General features: G+C 51.2%; 14 protein-coding genes. All 14 read left to right on the top strand.

Translation table 11 applies throughout. The features are described 5' to 3' along the window. The first annotated feature begins 77 nt into the window (after nucleotides 1-77). The 14 genes from kamA (at nucleotide 78) to EDM56_RS24445 (ending at nucleotide 18,578) form a co-directional block, all read left to right on the top strand. Nucleotides 78-1,418: a lysine 2,3-aminomutase gene (kamA, locus tag EDM56_RS24380; RefSeq protein WP_122920539.1), complete on the top strand. Its 1,341-nt coding sequence runs from the start codon at nucleotides 78-80 to the stop codon at nucleotides 1,416-1,418. A gap of 262 nt (nucleotides 1,419-1,680) precedes the next feature. Beyond that, a complete protein-coding gene (locus tag EDM56_RS24385) occupies nucleotides 1,681-3,765 on the top strand; it encodes a heterodisulfide reductase-related iron-sulfur binding cluster (protein ID WP_122920540.1) in 2,085 nt (694 codons plus the stop codon). A 164-nt stretch (nucleotides 3,766-3,929) separates the two neighbouring features. Beyond that, nucleotides 3,930-5,114, top strand: a complete 1,185-nt coding sequence (locus tag EDM56_RS24390) for an acetyl-CoA C-acetyltransferase (protein WP_122920541.1) — start codon at nucleotides 3,930-3,932, stop codon at nucleotides 5,112-5,114. A 4-nt stretch (nucleotides 5,115-5,118) separates the two neighbouring features. After that, complete coding sequence (locus tag EDM56_RS24395; RefSeq protein ID WP_122920542.1) at nucleotides 5,119-5,970, top strand: 3-hydroxybutyryl-CoA dehydrogenase; 852 nt, start codon at nucleotides 5,119-5,121, stop codon at nucleotides 5,968-5,970. A gap of 55 nt (nucleotides 5,971-6,025) precedes the next feature. Further along, nucleotides 6,026-7,165 (top strand): acyl-CoA dehydrogenase, encoded by a 1,140-nt coding sequence (locus tag EDM56_RS24400; protein ID WP_122920543.1) that lies wholly within the window; start codon nucleotides 6,026-6,028, stop codon nucleotides 7,163-7,165. A gap of 30 nt (nucleotides 7,166-7,195) precedes the next feature. Then, the gene (locus tag EDM56_RS24405) at nucleotides 7,196-8,338 is read left to right on the top strand and encodes an acyl-CoA dehydrogenase (protein WP_122920544.1); all 1,143 of its coding nucleotides are present in this window, start codon (nucleotides 7,196-7,198) and stop codon (nucleotides 8,336-8,338) included. A 179-nt stretch (nucleotides 8,339-8,517) separates the two neighbouring features. Next, entirely contained in the window at nucleotides 8,518-9,150 is a 633-nt protein-coding gene (locus tag EDM56_RS24410) for a TetR/AcrR family transcriptional regulator (protein ID WP_122920545.1), read from the top strand. A gap of 58 nt (nucleotides 9,151-9,208) precedes the next feature. After that, nucleotides 9,209-12,463, top strand: coding sequence for a fused isobutyryl-CoA mutase/GTPase IcmF (icmF, locus tag EDM56_RS24415; RefSeq protein ID WP_122920546.1), 3,255 nt, complete (start codon nucleotides 9,209-9,211; stop codon nucleotides 12,461-12,463). Nucleotides 12,464-12,569: 106 nt separating this feature from the next. After that, on the top strand, nucleotides 12,570-13,112 hold the full coding sequence (gene rpoE / locus EDM56_RS24420) for a DNA-directed RNA polymerase subunit delta (protein WP_122920547.1): 543 nt from the start codon (nucleotides 12,570-12,572) through the stop codon (nucleotides 13,110-13,112). A gap of 219 nt (nucleotides 13,113-13,331) precedes the next feature. Further along, nucleotides 13,332-14,936, top strand: a complete 1,605-nt coding sequence (locus EDM56_RS24425) for a CTP synthase (protein WP_122920548.1) — start codon at nucleotides 13,332-13,334, stop codon at nucleotides 14,934-14,936. Between the two features lie 182 nt (nucleotides 14,937-15,118). After that, complete coding sequence (locus EDM56_RS24430; RefSeq protein WP_122920549.1) at nucleotides 15,119-15,484, top strand: response regulator; 366 nt, start codon at nucleotides 15,119-15,121, stop codon at nucleotides 15,482-15,484. A gap of 83 nt (nucleotides 15,485-15,567) precedes the next feature. After that, the gene (gene fba, locus EDM56_RS24435; RefSeq protein ID WP_122920550.1) at nucleotides 15,568-16,422 is read left to right on the top strand and encodes a class II fructose-1,6-bisphosphate aldolase; all 855 of its coding nucleotides are present in this window, start codon (nucleotides 15,568-15,570) and stop codon (nucleotides 16,420-16,422) included. Between the two features lie 14 nt (nucleotides 16,423-16,436). Further along, a complete protein-coding gene (fsa, locus tag EDM56_RS24440) occupies nucleotides 16,437-17,081 on the top strand; it encodes a fructose-6-phosphate aldolase (RefSeq protein WP_122920551.1) in 645 nt (214 codons plus the stop codon). A gap of 222 nt (nucleotides 17,082-17,303) precedes the next feature. Then, the gene (locus tag EDM56_RS24445) at nucleotides 17,304-18,578 is read left to right on the top strand and encodes a UDP-N-acetylglucosamine 1-carboxyvinyltransferase (protein ID WP_122920552.1); all 1,275 of its coding nucleotides are present in this window, start codon (nucleotides 17,304-17,306) and stop codon (nucleotides 18,576-18,578) included. Nucleotides 18,579-18,593: the final 15 nt, after the last annotated feature.

An 18,593-nucleotide genomic window follows, 5' to 3' on the forward strand; every position in this document is an offset into this window, starting at 1 on the left:
CATGGCTTTTGCATCTCTTTATTTGGCGTAGAGCGACAATGAAGAAAAATCGCTACGATCGAGGGGAGATGGCAAACATGGCAGTAAAAATGCGTGATTGGCGTGAAGTGGAATTGTGGAAGGATGTCACCGACGAACAGTGGAATGACTGGATGTGGCAACTGACACACACCGTTAAAACTGTAGATGATTTGAAAAAGGTAGTTAATCTCACCCCAGAAGAAGAAGAGGGCGTCCGTATTTCCAACCAGACGATCCCATTAAATATTACACCATACTACGCGTTGCTGATGGATAAGGATGATCCAACTGATCCTGTTCGCATGCAGTCCGTCCCGCTTTCGCAGGAAATGGTCCGCACCAAATACGACATGGAAGACCCGCTTCATGAAGACGAAGATTCGCCGGTTCCTGGCTTGACTCACCGTTATCCAGACCGCGTGCTCTTTTTGGTAACCAACCAGTGCTCGATGTACTGCCGCTATTGCACACGCCGCCGTTTCTCCGGCCAAATCGGAATGGGCGTACCTAAGAAACAGCTGGATGCCTGTATCGATTACATCCGCAATACGCCTGAGATCCGCGACGTGCTGATTTCCGGTGGTGACGGACTCCTGATCAATGACCGCGTACTGGAGTACATCCTGAGCAACCTGCGCGCAATCCCGCACGTGGAAATCATCCGTATCGGTACTCGTGCACCTGTCGTATTCCCACAACGCATCACGGAAAACCTGTGCGAAATCTTGAAAAAGTACCATCCGGTATGGCTCAATACGCACTTTAACCATCCAAAAGAAATCACAGAAGAATCCACGCGCGCTTGCGAAATGCTGGCGAATGCCGGTGTGCCATTGGGCAACCAAGCGGTTATCTTGGCTGGCATCAACGATTGCGCGAACACCATGAAAAAATTGGTGCACGAGCTGGTCAAAATCCGCGTGCGTCCATACTATATCTATCAGTGCGACCTGTCCGAGGGTATCGGCCACTTCCGCGCACCTGTAAGCAAAGGGATCGAAATCATCGAAGCACTTCGCGGCCATACCTCTGGCTATGCAGTGCCAACCTTCGTGGTGGACGCACCGCACGGCGGCGGTAAAATCCCGGTCATGCCAAACTACATTATCTCGCAATCGTCCGAGAAAACCGTTCTCCGCAACTTCGAGGGTGTTATCACCTCGTATCCGGAACCGAAGCACTATCATGCGCATGATGAAGAGAACTGCGAATATTGCCAATCAGCAAAAGGCACTCATGTAGGGATCCATGCGCTGATGCGCGATGAAGGTAACAACCTGGAGCCAACCGAATTGAAACGCAACAAGCGTATCAAGGCGACTAAGGTAAAATCGCTGGCAGATGTTCGTACGGAGCAAAAAGACAAGAAAGATCATAAAGAAGTTTCCAATACCTAAAAGTGTAAACTGATCTGGCTACCGCCCTGTGAAATCGTGCAGGGCGGTTTTCTCTTAAGGAAGCAAGTGGAGGTGCGTAGACAATTTTTCGCAAGCAAATCAATGCTATGACAAATCGGGGGCCATGTGTTATAGTGATAAATGAGCGAGCGCTCAGTCTGATGCAACCTTCTATAGGGCGTATTCATTTGAATGAATAGTCATTCATTTATTTTGAGTTTTTTGATAATATAGAGAAAAAAAGCAGGGGGAGTGGGAGGCCGTGGATTTTTTGCCTTTATTGAATCTAATTGCGTTCTTTCTGGTTTTAGCTTATGGGCTCTATCTATTTGCCCACGTCGTGTACAGTCGTTACTTGTTTATCAAGCTTGGCAAGAAAAGCAACGTGAAGGACGATTTTTCCACAAGGTTGAATCTGATCCTGGAAAACGTCGTGTTCCAGAAAAAGCTCCTGAAAGACAAAAAGAGCGGCGTCATGCACGTCGTGATGTTTTACGGCTTCATCATCCTGCAGTTCGGCGCATTGGAACTGATCATCAAAGGGCTGGTTACGGGTTTTGAGCTTCCTTTTGGCAGCGCTCACAAGTACTTCAGCTTGATGCAGGAGATCACGTCCTTCCTGATTTTGCTGGCAGTAGCTTTTGCTTACTACCGCCGATATATCGAGAAGCTGAAGCGTTTGAAGCGCGGTCTGAAATCGGGACTGGTTTTGATTTTTCTCTCCAGTTTGATGGCTTCGGTTTTGCTGTCTCTTGCATTTGAGCAAGTTTGGCTCGGTCATGAAGCTTCCGGCTTTGCACCGATTTCCTCGCTGATTGCCCTGGCGTTCGCAGGCATCGGCAAAACGGCAGCAGCCGCATTGTTTTATGTGTTCTGGTGGATGCACTTGATCGTTTTGCTCGCGTTCGCCGTATATGTTCCACAGTCCAAGCATGCGCACGTTATTTTTGCAGCGTTCAATGTTTGGTTCAAAAAGCTCGACCCGCCTGGAAAGCTCTCCACGATCAATTTCGAGGATGAGACGCAGGAAGTGTTCGGTGTCGGAAAAATTGAGGATTTCACACAAGTGCAGCTGATCGACCTGTACGCCTGTGTGGAGTGCGGGCGCTGCACGAGCATGTGCCCGGCATCGGGAACAGGCAAAATGCTGTCGCCGATGGATCTGATCGTCAAAATGCGCGACCATCTGACGGAAAAAGGGGCCGCAGTTACATCACGCACTCCGTGGATGCCGAGCTTTGCTTTTCCTGATGCAGCGGCAAACAAACTGGCTTTCCAGGCAACTGAAGCAGCGGCAACAGCGGAAGCGCCGGAAAAACAGGGAGCTGCCTATGAAGTCAATCTGATCGGAGATGTCATCACCGAACAAGAGCTGTGGGCGTGCACGACCTGCCGCAATTGCGAGGACCAATGCCCGGTTATGAATGAGCACGTCGACAAAATCATCGATCTGCGCCGCTATCTTGTAATGACAGAAGGCAGCATGCCACAGGAAGCACAGCGCGCGCTGAACAATATCGAGCGCCAGGGAAATCCTTGGGGGATTAACCGAAAAGACCGGATGAAATGGATCGAAGGTCTGCAAGGCCAATATGAGGTCCCAACCGTGAAAGAAACCGATGAGTTCGAGTACTTGTTCTGGGTCGGCTCGATGGGATCGTATGACAACCGTAGCATGAAAATCTCGCATGCGTTTATCAAGCTGATGCATGAGGCGGGCATCAAGTTCGCGATTCTCGGCAATGAGGAGAAGAACTCGGGTGACACGGCGCGCCGGATCGGGAATGAATTTTTGTTCCAGCAGCTCGCCCAGGAAAACGTTGCCCTGTTTGAAGCATATGATGTGAAAAAGATCGTCACGTGCGATCCGCATGCGTTCAATACGTTTAAAAACGAATATCCGGAATTCGGCCTCAATGCAGAAGTGTACCACCACTCTGAATTGTTGGCACAGTGGGTCAAAGAAGGGCGCCTGAAGCCGACAAAAGAGGTGAAAGAGCGGATCACCTATCATGACTCATGCTATCTCGGCCGCTACAACGAAATTTATGATAAGCCGCGCGAAATTTTAGAAGCGATCCCGGGTGTGGAAATTTTGGAGATGAAGCGCAGTGGTTGCGACAGCATGTGCTGCGGCGCAGGCGGCGGCTTGATGTGGATGGAGGAGCACGAAGGAACGCGCGTCAATGTGGCGCGAACCGAACAGGCTCTTGAAGTGAACCCGACAGCCATCGCGAGTGCGTGCCCATATTGCCTGACTATGATGAACGATGGCGTCAAAATGAAGGAAGCCGAAGACCAGGTGAAAACGAAAGACATCGCGGAAATTTTGGCGGAAGCACTGTAAGCGGGATTCATAGCAAATAGGCAGGTGAGGGAAGCGAGATTTCGCTTCCCCTGCTTTCTCAACCTAATTGAGCGAGCGATCAATCAGATGGTATAATATAGCATTGTATACGGAATGTTTTTACTTTTAAACGGCAAGCAATCTGTGAGGGGAGTGGAAGCGAGATGAAAACGGTAATTGTCGGCGCGGCGCGCACACCGATCGGCAAATTGGGCGGTTCTTTGAAAGATATTCCTGCAGTCGACTTAGGGGCGATCACGATCAAAGAAGCGCTGAATCGCGCTAGTGTGGCTGGTGATCAGGTAGAGGAAGTCATCATGGGGATGGTCGTTCAAGCAGGAGCAGGCCAAATTCCATCCCGGCAAGCGGCTCGCAAAGCGGGATTGGCGTGGGACGTAGCCTCTGAAACGATCAACAAAGTGTGTGCATCCGGAATGCGCGCAGTCACCATGGCGGACCAGATTATCCGCGCAGGCGATGCCCAAATCGTCGTGGCTGGCGGAATGGAAAGCATGAGCAATGCGCCGTATGCACTGCCGCAGGCACGTTATGGTCTGCGAATGGGAGACTCAGCCGTGACGGACCTGATGATGCACGATGGCTTGACGTGCCCGTTTGACTCGGTGCCGATGGCGGTTCACGGCAGCAATGTTGCCGCAGAGTACGGCATCACCCGCGAAGAGCAGGACCGCTGGGCGTACATAAGCCAGCAGCGTACAGCGCAGGCGATCGCGTCCGGCAAACTGGCGGAGGAGATCGTGCCGGTACCGGTACTGCAGCGAAAAGGCGATCCGTTGCTGGTCAGCACGGATGAGGCGCCGCGCCCGGAAACGACGCCGGAAGGACTCGCCAAGCTTCCCCCTGTTTATAAAAAAGATGGGACGATTACAGCAGGCAACGCACCGGGTATCAACGACGGTGCGGCAGCGATGGTGCTCATGTCGGACAGCAAAGCGTCCGAGCTTGGTGTAAAACCGTTGGCAACGATCCTCGGCCACGCCCAGGCAGGGGCAGAGGCGCCTTATATCGCAACGACGCCAGGTTTGGCGATTCAGAAGCTTTTGGCAAAAACCGGCGTGTCGCTGGAGCAGATCGATCTGTTCGAGGTGAACGAAGCGTTTGCCGCTGTCGTACTGACGAGCGGGCAGATCGTCGGTTGGGATGAAAATAAAGTGAACGTGAACGGCGGTGCGATTGCGCTCGGTCATCCGATCGGGGCCAGCGGAGCCCGCATCGTGATGAGCTTGATTTATGAATTGCGACGTAGGGGCGGCGGACTCGGTATCGCAGCGATTTGCAGCGGGGCAGCACAAGGAGATGCGATTCTTTTACAGGTAGAGGGGGCGTAATCAAATGAACGTACAAACATTCATGGTAATCGGTGCTGGCCAGATGGGCAGCGGTATCGCACAAGTAGCCGCGCAGGCAGGACTTGATGTAATCCTGCACGATGTCAAACAGGAATTCGTGGAACGCGGGCTCGCCACGATCACCAAAAACCTGACACGCAATGTGGAGAAGGGCAAATTGAACGAAGAGGATAAAGCGGCTACATTATCGCGCATTCGCTTGTCAACCGATTTGGCAAACGGCGCGGCGGCCGATTTCGTCGTCGAAGCCGTGACAGAAAATATGGCTGTCAAGACCGAGATTTTCAAGACGCTTGATGAAGTATGCCCGCCGCATACCGTGCTGGCGAGCAACACCTCTTCCTTGCCAATTACTGAGATCGCGGCGATCACCAAGCGCCCGGAAAAAGTCATCGGCATGCATTTCATGAACCCGGTGCCTGTGATGAAGCTGGTCGAGGTCATTCGCGGCCTGCAAACGGCGGACGAGGTGTACCAGCTTGTTGAGGACCTTTCCAGAAAAATGGGCAAGGTACCGGTCACGGTCAATGATTTCCCTGGCTTCATCTCCAACAGGATCTTGATGCCAATGATCAATGAAGCGATCTACTGCGTGTACGAGGGTGTCGCGACGCCTGAGGCGATCGATGACATCATGAAGATGGGGATGAACCATCCGATGGGCCCACTGACTTTGGCTGATTTCATCGGTTTGGACACATGTCTTTATATCATGGAAGTGCTGCATGAGGGATTGGGCGATTCGAAATACAGACCGTGCCCTCTGTTGCGAAAATATGTGAAAGCAGGATGGTTAGGCCGCAAAACAGGCCGTGGTTTCTATTCATACCAATAGGCTGGTCAGCGAATCAAAATGAACGGAAGAAAAAGCTTGGAGGGGTAGGGCAGCGATGAATCTGCACATGACCGAAGAACAATTGATGATGCGCAAAATGGTTCAGGATTTTGCCAGAAAAGAGATTGCGCCTTTTGTCGCGACGATGGAGGAAACTGAACAGTTCCCACGCCATCTGATCAAGAAAATGGGAGAAGCCGGTTTGATGGGCATACCGGTTCCGGAAGAATGGGGAGGAGTCGGGGCCGATTTCACCTCATACATTCTCGCTATTCATGAAATCTCCAAAGTGAGCGCGACTGTCGGGGTCATTCTATCGGTTCATACATCGGTAGGAACCAACCCGATTCTGTATTTCGGCACGGACGAGCAGAAGCGGACGTACCTCCCCAAACTGGCTTCCGGTCAGTTTCTCGGCGCTTTCGCTTTGACAGAGCCTGGGGCGGGTTCGGATGCGAGCAGAATCCGTACATCAGCCGTCCGGCAGGGAGATGAGTACGTTTTAAACGGCAGTAAGGTGTTTATTACCAACGGTGGTGAGGCTGACATCTACATTACGTTTGCCGTTACCGACCCGTCTGCCGGAACGAAAGGAATCTCCGCCTTTATCGTAGAAAAAGAAACACCAGGTTTTTCGATCGGCAAAAAGGAAAAGAAAATGGGGCTATCCGGTTCCAGCACGACGGAATTGATCTTTGATCAGGCTCGTGTTCCTGCTGCCAATCGTTTGGGAGAAGAAGGCGAAGGATTCAAAATTGCACTGGCCAACCTGGACCGAGGGCGTATCGGGATCGCGGCGCAAGCACTTGGAATCGCAGAGGCAGCTTTCGAGCTGGCGAACAGCTATGCGAAAGAGCGGAAGCAATTCGGCAAACCGATCGCATCCCATCAGGCAATCGGCTTCAAGCTGGCTGACATGGCAACAGAGGTCGAAGCCGCGCGCTTGTTAGTCTATCGCGCAGCCTGGTTGCAAAGCGAGGGCCTGCCGTGCGGACGGGAAGCGGCCATGGCCAAGCGGTTTGCTTCTGACACAGCGATGAAAACAGCGACGGAAGCGGTGCAGGTTTACGGCGGCTACGGCTATACCCGGGAATATCCGGTGGAGCGGCTGTTCCGCGATGCCAAGGTCACCCAAATTTATGAAGGAACCAACGAAATACAGCGTCTCGTAATTGCAAAGCATCTGCTTTCCTAACACAAATGGATACATGAGGGGGAGACCGGCATGGATTTTCGTTTAACAGAAGAGCAAGAAATGATTCGCAAAATGGTTCGGGAATTCTCGGAAAACCAAGTGGCGCCGACTGCGACAGAGCGCGATGAGGAAGAGCGGTTCGACCGCGACATTTTTGAGCAAATGGCGGAGCTGGGCTTGACCGGCATTCCATGGCCGGAGGAGTACGGCGGTGCAGGCGCTGACTACCAAAGCTATGTCATTGCCGTAGAAGAGCTGTCCCGCGTCGACGCATCGATCGGGGTCACGCTTTCGGCTCACGTCTCGCTGGCAAGCTGGCCGATCTACAAGTTCGGTACCGAGGAGCAGAAGCAAAAATTCCTGCGCCCACTGGCGGAAGGCAAAAAGATGGGCGCGTACTGTCTGACAGAGCCGGGCTCCGGTTCTGACTCCGCAGGAATGCGTACCACAGCGGTGAAGGACGGAGACGAATACATTTTAAACGGCAGCAAAATCTTCATCACCAATGCTGGAGAAGCAGAAACGTACATTGTATTCGCCGTTACCGATCCGGCAGCGAAGCATAAAGGCGTCAGCGCCTTCATCGTGGAGAAAGGCATGCCCGGGTTCACGATGGGGAAAAAGGAGAAGAAGCTCGGGATTCGTTCTTCCTTAACACTGGCAGTTCACTTTGACAATGTGCGTGTGCCGAAAGAAAACTTGCTCGGCGAAGAAGGCCACGGCTTCAAGATCGCCATGATGACACTTGATGGCGGCCGCAACGGAATCGCTGCCCAAGCATTAGGGATTGCGCAAGGCGCTTATGAGGCCGCGCTCAACTACGCCAAGGAACGCGTGCAGTTCGGCAAACCGATCAGTGCGCTGCAAGCCATCCAGTTCAAGCTGGCTGACATGGCGACCAAGATCGAAGCGGCCCGCCTGCTGACCTACCAAGCGGCATGGCTGGAAGATCAAGGACTCCCTTACGGCAAAGCTTCGGCGATTTCCAAAGTGTTCGCCGGCGACACAGCGATGGAAGTTACGACCGAAGCGGTGCAAGTGTTTGGCGGCTACGGCTATACGCGTGATTATCCGGTCGAGCGCTTCATGCGCGATGCCAAAATTACGCAAATTTACGAAGGTACGAACGAAATACAGCGCGTCGTTATCAGCAATATGCTGCTCAAAGAGTAGATAGCGGACGGTGGCATGCAGATCAAGCAAGGCATGCCACCAATTCCTCGCCAAAAACAAGAATGGGGATTGTGACTTCCATTCCACTCATCGTATAATGATAGGAAGCGAGAGTGATTGGTCGCACTATTTTAAAATTTCTGACCAAACGCTCAGTCAGTATGAAAGGTGGGCCCATTGTGTCAGAACGTAAGAAAACCATCCCTTCTTTGGTGAAGGACCCGAAACTAATTGAAAAGCGTCGCGAGCAGATTATCGAGGCAGCTGTTGACCTTTTCATCAATAAAGGCTTTTACAAAACAACGACCCGTGAGATTGCCCGCGCTTCGGGCTTTAGCATCGGGACGCTGTATGAATATATCGAGTCCAAGGAAGACGTGCTGTACCTTGTGTGCGACGCGATCCATGCCGAGGTGGAAAATCGACTTCGTGAGGCGATCAACTTCAATGGCAGCGGGCTGAAAATTTTGAAGCTGGCGCTGCGCAGCTTTTTCCGCGTGATGGATCAAATGAGCGATCGTGTGCTTTTGATTTATCAGGAAGCCAAATCGCTGCCGAAGGAAACGTTGCGCTATGTTCTCGGACGCGAGGAAGCGATTAGCGGGATTTTCGAGGAAATTTTGCGGAAAGGGATTGCCGACAGCTCGATCCATATCGATGAGAAGCATGTCAAGCTGATGGCTGACAACATCATGGTGCTGGGGGAAATGTGGGTATTCCGCCGCTGGGCTCTGCACAAGCATTATTCGTTGGATGAATTCATCGAGAAGCAAACGGCGCTTCTATTAGGCGAAATGAGCAACGAGAAATAGCTTACACAGCTGCGCGCCGTCAACAAAGTGTAATTGAGAGAAGCGAGGGGAAACTGCGATGGAAACGCAAAGCTATCGTCCTGTCAATAAAATCAGATTTGTGACGGCTGCCAGCCTCTATGACGGGCATGACGCCTCAATCAACATCATGCGGAGAATCCTGCAATCGTCCGGAGCTGAGGTGATTCACCTCGGCCATAACCGTTCCGTCGACGAGGTGGTAACGGCCGCGATCCAGGAAGATGTGCAAGGAATTGCAATCAGCTCGTATCAAGGCGGACATGTGGAATATTTCAAATATATGATCGACCTGCTTCGTGAGCGCGGGGCCGGTCATATTCGCGTATTTGGCGGCGGGGGCGGCGTCATCGTCCCCCGCGAAATCCGCGAGCTGGAAGAGTACGGGGTAGCCAAAATTTATTCGCCTGACGATGGGCGCAAGTTTGGCTTGCAAGGAATGATCAACGACATGCTGCGCCAGACCGATTTTCCGACGGTCAAGCAGCTGCAAAGTGAGTGCGAGCTTGTTAAGGAGCAAAAGCACGATGCTGTGGCCCGTCTGATTTCCGTTGCGGAATATGCAGTGAGCAATCCGGGCGCTTTTGCAGAGGTGGAAGATAAGCTCGCGACAGATTCAGGCAGAACCATTCCTGTGATGGGAATTACCGGTACGGGCGGCGCGGGAAAAAGCTCGCTGACCGACGAATTGGTACGCCGTTTCCTTTATCAATATAAAAACAAAACGATCGCGATCCTTTCCGTCGACCCATCCAAGCAAAAAACAGGCGGGGCGCTGCTGGGTGACCGGATTCGCATGAATGCGATCAACAGCCCGCGCGTTTACATGCGTTCTTTGGCAACCCGTAAATCGGGCTCGGAGCTGTCAGCTGCGGTAACCGATGCGATAAAGGTGGCAAAAGCTGCCGACTTTGATCTGATTATTGTGGAAACGAGCGGGATTGGCCAAGGTGATGCGCAAATCACTGATGTCTGCGACGTCTCCGTGTATGTCATGACATCTGAGTTCGGTGCGCCTTCCCAGCTGGAGAAAATCGACATGCTTGATTTTGCCGATTTGATCGCGATCAATAAGTTTGACCGCAAAGGATCGGAGGATGCGCTGCGCGAGGTTCGCAAGCAGTACCGTCGCAACCACAATGCCTTTGAGCTTGCGGACGAAGAAATTCCTGTCTATGGCACGATTGCCAGCCAGTTCAACGATGCGGGCACGAATGTCTTTTTTGCAGCCACCATGCGAGCGCTCGCTCGGAAAACGGATGTCGATTGGGACGTCGCTTCTCTCGACGTCAAACCAGTGGAAATCTACAAAAAATCGCTGATTCCTGCCGACCGTGTGAACTACTTGCAGGAAATCGCCCAAACCGTGCGTGATTACGGCGCATTTGTCGAGCAGCAATCGGGCCTGGCACGCAAGCTGTTCCAGCTTCACGGTGCGAAAGAGACGCTGCTCGCTTCCGGCGAGGCGTTGTCCGGAGAGCTTGTAGCCTTGCTTGATCAGCAGATCAGCCATTTTGAAGAGCAGCTTCATCCCGAATGCCGCAAGCTGCTCGCCAAGTGGCCGACGCAAAAGGCTGCCTATCAACAAGACCAACTGGTTACGAAGGTACGCGATAAGGAATTGGTCACCAAGCTATTTACCACCTCCTTGTCAGGCACGCGGATTCCGAAGGTGAGCGTTCCGCAGTTTGTCGATTGGGGCGAAATTTTGAAATGGCTGCTGCGCGAAAACGTGCCGGGCGAATTCCCGTATACGGCAGGCGTGTTTCCCTTCAAGCGGGAAGGTGAGGACCCGAAACGTCAGTTTGCGGGCGAGGGGACGCCGGAGAGAACGAATCGACGCTTTCACTTCCTGTCGCAAAACGACGAGGCGAAGCGACTCAGCACGGCATTCGACAGTGTCACTTTGTACGGGGAGGACCCTGACCATCGCCCTGACATTTACGGCAAGATCGGTACGAGCGGCGTCAGCGTTTGCACGCTCGATGACATGAAGAAGCTGTACGCAGGCTTTGATCTGTGTGCGCCAAGCACATCTGTGTCCATGACCATCAACGGTCCGGCTCCGATGATTTTGGCGATGTTCATGAATGCAGCGATCGAACAACAAATCGCCAAGTTCGTAGCAAGGGAAGGACGCCAGCCGAACGAAGAGGAAGCTGCGCAAATCAAGGCGTACACCCTCGCCAACGTTCGCGGTACGGTGCAAGCGGATATTTTGAAAGAAGACCAAGGGCAAAATACGTGCATTTTCTCGACGGAGTTCGCTTTGCGGATGATGGGGGACATTCAGCAGTATTTCATCGACCATAAAGTGCGCAACTACTATTCGGTATCCATCTCCGGGTACCATATCGCGGAGGCGGGCGCCAACCCGATCTCGCAGCTGGCGTTTACACTGGCGAACGGATTTACGTACTTGGAGTATTACTTGAGTCGCGGCATGAATATCGATGATTTTGCGCCGAATCTATCATTCTTCTTCTCCAATGGACTCGATCCGGAATACACCGTGATCGGCCGTGTGGCGCGCCGTATTTGGGCAACGACTTTGAAAAACAAATATGGGGCAAATGATCGCAGCCAAAAGCTGAAGTACCATATTCAAACGTCCGGACGTTCCTTGCATGCGCAGGAAATGGACTTCAACGATATCCGTACGACGCTGCAAGCCCTGGTCGCTATTTATGACAACTGCAACTCACTGCACACCAACGCATATGACGAGGCGATCACGACACCGACGGAAAACTCCGTACGTCGCGCAATGGCCATTCAGATGATCATCAACAAGGAGCTCGGTTTGGCGAAAAACGAGAACCCGCTGCAAGGTGCGTTCATCATCGAAGAATTGACGGACCTGGTGGAAGAGGCTGTTCTGCAAGAGTTCGAGCGCCTAGGTTCCCGTGGCGGCGTGCTCGGCGCTATGGAGACGCAATATCAACGTGGCAAAATCCAGGATGAATCGATGTACTATGAAATGAAAAAGCATACAGGCGAGCTACCGATCATCGGCGTGAATACATTCCTGAATCCGAATGCTTCCGAGGACGATTACGAGATCGAATTGGCACGTGCTTCCGAGGAGGAGAAGGAACAGCAGATTCTCAATTTGCGTGCCTTCCAGGAGGAGCATAGGGATGTTGCGGTGCAAGCTTTGCATCGTTTGCAACAAGCGGCTGTTTCGGGCGGCAACATTTTTGCCGAACTGATGGAGACGGTGAAGGTGGCGTCCCTTGGACAAATCAGCGCAGCGCTTTACGAGGTTGGCGGCCAATATCGTCGGAATATGTAGCGTTGGACGTTTTTCACGCAAATAGGGTTGAAAACCTTGCATTATCGGCTAAAATAAGGAATACTGTAAGTTAGCCAAGTTATTGTTGTGAAAGGACGTGCCAAGGTTGAGCCAATTACTCAAGCATATTGAAGCGGAACGACTAAGCGAGATGGCGATGGTTGACATCGCATATGAGATACTGAGAGAAACCAAACGTACATTTAACTTTCGCGAAATAATGGATGAGATTTCCGCCATGCGTGGTTTGACAACTGAGCAGACAATGTCCATTATCGCACAGGTGTATACAGAGGTTAACATCGATGGACGCTTTATCTGCATCGGTGACAATACCTGGGGATTGAAACGCTGGTATCCAACCGAAACGATCGAAGAAACCCAAGAGGGTGGCGGCAAGAAGAAGAAAGTTGTGCTTGACGACGACTTCGATGATTACGATATTGAAGATGAAGCTGAGGCAGAATTCGAAGAAGAAGACACTACCTTCGAAGAAACGGAAGATGATTTCCTCGACGACGAGTTCGAAGAAGAAGCCGAAGAGGACGACGAAGAGATTATCGACGAAGAAGAAGCCTTTGAAGATGAGGAAGAGTCGGAAGAGGATGAGACCGATGAGAGCGAAGAAGACGAGGAAGAAGATCGCTAACTTGTCTTGACTTCCGCTGTCCCGCATTATAAAATACTTTTTGGGCTTCACATGAAGATCGGTTAAATAAGGAAAACTATAAAACAAAAGTGCCCCTACCCGTTTACACACGGGATAGGTATCGTCGCTTTTGTTTTTTCTTTTGTGTTGCTTTCCACCACATAACGACAGCACTTATTCATGATCGATATCGGAATAGGGAAAGAGAGGACGCACGCAATGGCGAAGTACATTTTTGTTACGGGCGGGGTTGTATCCTCACTCGGTAAAGGTATCACAGCAGCATCTCTCGGTAGACTTCTGAAAAACAGAGGATTGAAAGTAACGATCCAAAAGTTCGATCCTTACATCAACGTCGACCCGGGCACTATGAGTCCATATCAGCACGGTGAGGTATTCGTTACCGACGACGGAGCGGAAACTGACTTGGACTTGGGACACTACGAGCGTTTTATCGACATTAACCTAAGCGCCAACTCTAATGTGACGACTGGTAAAATTTACTCGTCAGTCATTTCCAAAGAGCGCCGCGGCGACTACTTGGGTGGTACGGTTCAGGTTATCCCACACATTACCAATGAGATCAAAGAGCGCGTTTACCGCGCAGGCAAGGAAACGGGAGCGGACGTTGTCATCACTGAGGTCGGCGGTACTGTCGGCGACATCGAGAGCTTGCCGTTCCTCGAAGCGATTCGTCAGGTGAAAAGTGATATCGGCCGCGAAAACGTGATGTACATCCACGTGACGTTGGTTCCTTACATCCGCGCTGCAGGCGAAATGAAAACCAAGCCGACACAGCATAGCGTTAAAGAGCTGCGCAGCTTGGGTATTCAGCCAAACGTGATCGTGACGCGCACCGAGTTCCCGCTTCAAGCGGACATGAAAGAAAAGCTTGCTCTCTTCTGCGATATCGACAAAAATGCAGTAATCGAATGTGTTGATGCGGAGACACTGTATGAAGTTCCGCTGTTGCTGCAAGAGCAAGGGCTGGACGACTATGTTTGCCGCCATCTGGGCCTTGAGTGCAAGCAAGCTGATATGACTGAGTGGAAAGCATTGGTTGAGCAAATCAAAAACTTGAAACATACGACGCGTATCGCAATCGTCGGTAAGTATGTCGAACTGCACGATGCGTATCTGTCCGTAGCAGAAGCGCTGTACCACGGCGGATACTTCAACGATACGGACATTGACATCAAATGGGTTAGCGCTGAAGACGTTACCCATCAAAACGCAGCTGAGCTGCTCGGCGATGTCGATGGCATTTTGGTACCGGGTGGATTCGGTGATCGCGGTATCGAAGGGAAAATCGCAGCGACTCGCTATGCACGTGAAAACAAAATCCCATTCCTGGGCATCTGCTTGGGTATGCAAGTGTCTGTCATCGAATTTGCACGCCATGTAGCAGGTTTCGACGGCGCGAATAGCTCCGAAATCAATCCGGAAACAAAATACCCGGTTATCGACCTGTTGCCTGAACAAAAAGAGATTGAGGACAAAGGCGGCACCATGCGTTTGGGTCTGGATCCAACGAAGGTTGCAGCAGGCAGCCTGACAGAGAAGGCGTACGGCAATTCGCTCGTTTACGAACGCCATCGCCATCGCTATGAAGTTAACAACGAATACCGCGAGCAGTTGGAGCAGCTGGGCATGAATTTTGCCGGTACGTCTCCTGACGGACGTTTGGTTGAGATCGTTGAAATTCCAGATCATCCTTGGTACCTGGCTACCCAGTTCCATCCGGAGTTCACTTCCCGTCCAAATCGCCCGCAACCATTGTTCCGCGATTTTGTAAAAGCATCGCTTAGCAACAAATTGAAGTAATTCCACGTCTATCCTCTTTGACAGGGTCTGCGAGTGCCAGCCGCTGTCAGGGGGATAGATTTTTTTCTATCAATAAATCGAGAATACGAGCGAATTTTTATAAGAATAGGGAGGATTTTCCTAAATGCTGGGCGAACTCTAGTCAATTAGTAAAATCGTGGAGATCAGGGGGACGTGTTACGATGCGGGAGAAGAAAATTTTAATCGTAGATGATCAATATGGCATTCGCATCCTGTTGTTCGAAGTACTCGGAAAAGAGGGCTACACGACGTTCCAAGCAGCGAACGGTAAAAAGGCGCTGGAAATCGTTGAGAAGGAATCTCCGGATCTTGTTATTCTCGATATGAAAATTCCTGGCATGGACGGCATTGAAATTTTAAAGCATATTAAAAAAATCAATAAGGATATCAAGGTGATCATGATGACCGCCTACGGTGAATTGGACATGATTAAGGAAGCGACCCAGCTCGGGGCGTCCACCCATTTCACTAAGCCGTTCGATATCGATGAACTGCGATTGGCTGTCAGCAAACAATTGGTAAGTTAAACGCAACTGTTAACCCTACATAGCTTGTGGTATAATAAGCCAAGCAAAATCACCTGAACCACAAGAGGGAGGATTTTTTTCACATGCCACTTGTACCGATGACCGCGTTTCTGGAAGATGCTAAAAAGAATAAATATGCCGTAGGTCAGTTCAACATCAACAACTTAGAGTTCGTTCAAGCGATCACACAGGCTGCTATCGAGGAAAAGTCCCCAGTAATCTTCGGCGTGTCCGAAGGCGCTATGCGCTACATGGGTCTTGAGTACACCGTAGCAATGGCTAAGGCTGCTTCCGAAATGGCTGGCGTACCAATTGCTTTGCACTTGGACCATGGCAGTAGTTTTGAAGTTGTCATGAAATGCATCCGTGCAGGATTCTCTTCCGTAATGTTTGATGGTTCCCACCATTCTTTTGAAGACAATATCCGCTTGACCAAGCAAGTAGTTGAAGCAGCTCATGCTGTAGGTGTTTCTGTCGAAGGTGAGCTTGGAACAATCGGCGGTGTCGAAGACGACGTGAATGTGGATGAAGATGCTGCAACGTTGGCGAAGCCTGCTGAAGCGATCCGCTTCTGGGAAGAAACCAAGGTTGACTATTTGGCGATCGCTGTAGGTACAGCTCATGGCATGTACAAAGGCGAGCCAAAAATCCACTTTGATATTATTGAAGAAGTAGCGAAAAACATCGGTGCGCCTGTCGTATTGCATGGCGGCTCCGGCGTTCCTGATGAAGCGATCAGAAAAGCGATCAGCTGCGGTGTAGGCAAGATCAACGTGAACACCGAGAACCAGGTTGCTTGCACAGCGGTAATCCGCGAAGTGCTTGCTGCAAAACCAAACGAAATCGATCCACGCAAATATCTGACGCCTGCTCGAGATGCAATCAAGGAAGTTGTAAAAGGTAAGATTCGTCTTTTCGGCAGCAACAACCGCGCGTAAGCAGGAGGATAACCATGCGATTCTTAATTGATACAGCAAATGTAGAAGAAATCCGCGATATTCACGAATGGGGCGTTTTGGCTGGTGTTACAACCAACCCTTCGCTCGTTGCCAAGGAAGGGCGCGATTTCATTGATACGCTGAATGAAATCATCGACACCATCGATGGTCCAATCAGCGCGGAAGTGATCAGCGTCGATGCCAAAGGCATGATCGAAGAAGGCGAAAAGCTGGCTGCACTGTCCAAAAACATCGTGGTGAAAGTGCCGATGACTGAAGAAGGTCTGAAGGCAGTCAAAGTGTTCTCCAAGAAAAAAATCAAAACAAACGTAACCTTGATCTTTAACGCAAACCAAGCGCTTCTTGCTGCGCGTGCGGGCGCTACGTATGTGTCCCCGTTCCTCGGACGTCTTGACGACATCGGCCAAGACGGCTTGCAGCTGATTTCCGACATTGCGGAAATTTTCGAGGTTCATGGTTTGGATACAGAAATCATCGCAGCGAGCATTCGCCACCCGATCCATGTGACGGAAGCGGCTAAGCGCGGCTCGCATTTTGCGACGATCCCTTACAAGGTTTTCAAACAGCTTCTGCAACACCCGCTGACCGACAGCGGACTGCAAAAGTTCCTGGCCGACTGGGCCAACATGCAAAAGTAAAAGCTGATCATCAGCGGTTCGCGAGCACCTTTTCCGTCGGAGAAGGTGCTTCTTTCAAGAAAAGCTTCTCTATCAGCCTCTTAGGAAAAAACGTTTTCCTTGGAAGGAGGAAGCTTTTCTTGCTTTTATCGAAGGGTCAATGCCCATACAAGTGTCAGTTTCTTCACGATCAACGATCAAGTAGATATCAATGTATAAAGATATGCCTGAGGAGAGCGGTTTATGGATAAGCTTATCATTAGCGGGGGACGTGCGCTCAATGGGTCTGTCACCGTGAGCGGCGCAAAAAACAGTGCAGTTGCGCTGATTCCCGCTGCTTTGTTGGCCGATGGCCCGGTTGTCATTGAAAACTTGCCGAGGATTCAAGATGTTCAAATCTATTTCGACCTATTGCGCGAGATGGGTGCGGATGTTCTGTTTGAAGACGATTGGATGGAAATTGACGGACGACCGCTGAAGCCTATGTATTTGCCGAATGGACGCGTAAAAAAATTGCGTGCCTCCTACTATTTGTGGGGAGCCATGCTTGGGAAGTTTGGCGAAGCGCACGTCGGGTTGCCTGGGGGCTGTGATTTGGGCCCGCGGCCGATCGATTTGCATATCAAAGGGTTTGAGGCGCTCGGCGCCACAGTCGAAAATCAAAACGGTGTCTTAACGATCAAAGCCAAGCAGCTAAAAGGGGCACGGATTTATCTGGACCTGGTCAGCGTCGGGGCCACAATCAATATCATGCTGGCTGCAGCAAAGGCTGAAGGTGTCACTGTCATCGAGAATGCTGCGAGGGAACCGGAGATCGTGGATGTGGCCACGCTGCTGAATAATATGGGGGCCAATATCAAAGGGGCAGGTACCGATAAAATCCGTATCGAAGGCGTCAAGCGATTGAGCGGATGCCGCCATACGATCATTCCCGACCGGATTGAAGCGGGGACGTATATGATTGCGGCCGCAGCGACAAGAGGGACTGTGACATTGGAAAATGTGATTCCGAAACATTTGGAATCGGTAACGGCCAAATTGAGAGAGATTGGCGTAAACGTGGAGGTAGATGGGGATTCTATCACCGTGTGTGGACAAGAGAAATATCGCGCCATCGATGTGAAGACCAATCCGTACCCAGGGTTTCCAACCGATTTGCAGCAGCCGATCACAGCTCTGTTGACGCAAGCCAAAGGCATCAGCATTGTCACCGATAACATTTATGGTGCGCGCTTCCGCCATGTGGATGAATTGCGCCGCATGGGTGCCTCCATTAAGGTAGAGGGTCGTTCGGCCTTGATTGAAGGCGGAAAGCAGCTGATGGGCGCGAAAGTCATCGCATCCGATTTGCGGGCTGGCGCTGCGTTAGTGATCAGTGGACTTGCTACTAACGGAATTACCGAGGTAGACGGTCTGGAGCATATTGATCGCGGCTACGAAAACTTGGTCGAGAAGCTGCAAAAGCTGGGTGCGTCTATCATAAGAAGAAAATCACCAGAATCGGCACGAGAGCGATAGAATAGCCGACAGGGA

The sequence above is a fragment of the Brevibacillus fluminis genome, assembly GCF_003710825.1.
Classification (GTDB): Bacteria; Bacillota; Bacilli; order Brevibacillales; family Brevibacillaceae; genus Brevibacillus_D; species Brevibacillus_D fluminis.

What these genes read in the sequence shown, in the direction of transcription:
- fsa (WP_122920551.1), top strand. Translation starts at nt 16,437, where the DNA reads ATGCGATTCTTAATTGATACAGCAAATGTAGAAGAAATCCGCGATATT.
- EDM56_RS24445 (WP_122920552.1), top strand. Translation starts at nt 17,304, where the DNA reads ATGGATAAGCTTATCATTAGCGGGGGACGTGCGCTCAATGGGTCTGTC.
- EDM56_RS24430 (WP_122920549.1), top strand. Translation starts at nt 15,119, where the DNA reads ATGCGGGAGAAGAAAATTTTAATCGTAGATGATCAATATGGCATTCGC.
- EDM56_RS24390 (WP_122920541.1), top strand. Translation starts at nt 3,930, where the DNA reads ATGAAAACGGTAATTGTCGGCGCGGCGCGCACACCGATCGGCAAATTG.
- icmF (WP_122920546.1), top strand. Translation starts at nt 9,209, where the DNA reads ATGGAAACGCAAAGCTATCGTCCTGTCAATAAAATCAGATTTGTGACG.
- EDM56_RS24395 (WP_122920542.1), top strand. Translation starts at nt 5,119, where the DNA reads ATGAACGTACAAACATTCATGGTAATCGGTGCTGGCCAGATGGGCAGC.
- EDM56_RS24405 (WP_122920544.1), top strand. Translation starts at nt 7,196, where the DNA reads ATGGATTTTCGTTTAACAGAAGAGCAAGAAATGATTCGCAAAATGGTT.
- EDM56_RS24425 (WP_122920548.1), top strand. Translation starts at nt 13,332, where the DNA reads ATGGCGAAGTACATTTTTGTTACGGGCGGGGTTGTATCCTCACTCGGT.
- kamA (WP_122920539.1), top strand. Translation starts at nt 78, where the DNA reads ATGGCAGTAAAAATGCGTGATTGGCGTGAAGTGGAATTGTGGAAGGAT.
- fba (WP_122920550.1), top strand. Translation starts at nt 15,568, where the DNA reads ATGCCACTTGTACCGATGACCGCGTTTCTGGAAGATGCTAAAAAGAAT.
- EDM56_RS24400 (WP_122920543.1), top strand. Translation starts at nt 6,026, where the DNA reads ATGAATCTGCACATGACCGAAGAACAATTGATGATGCGCAAAATGGTT.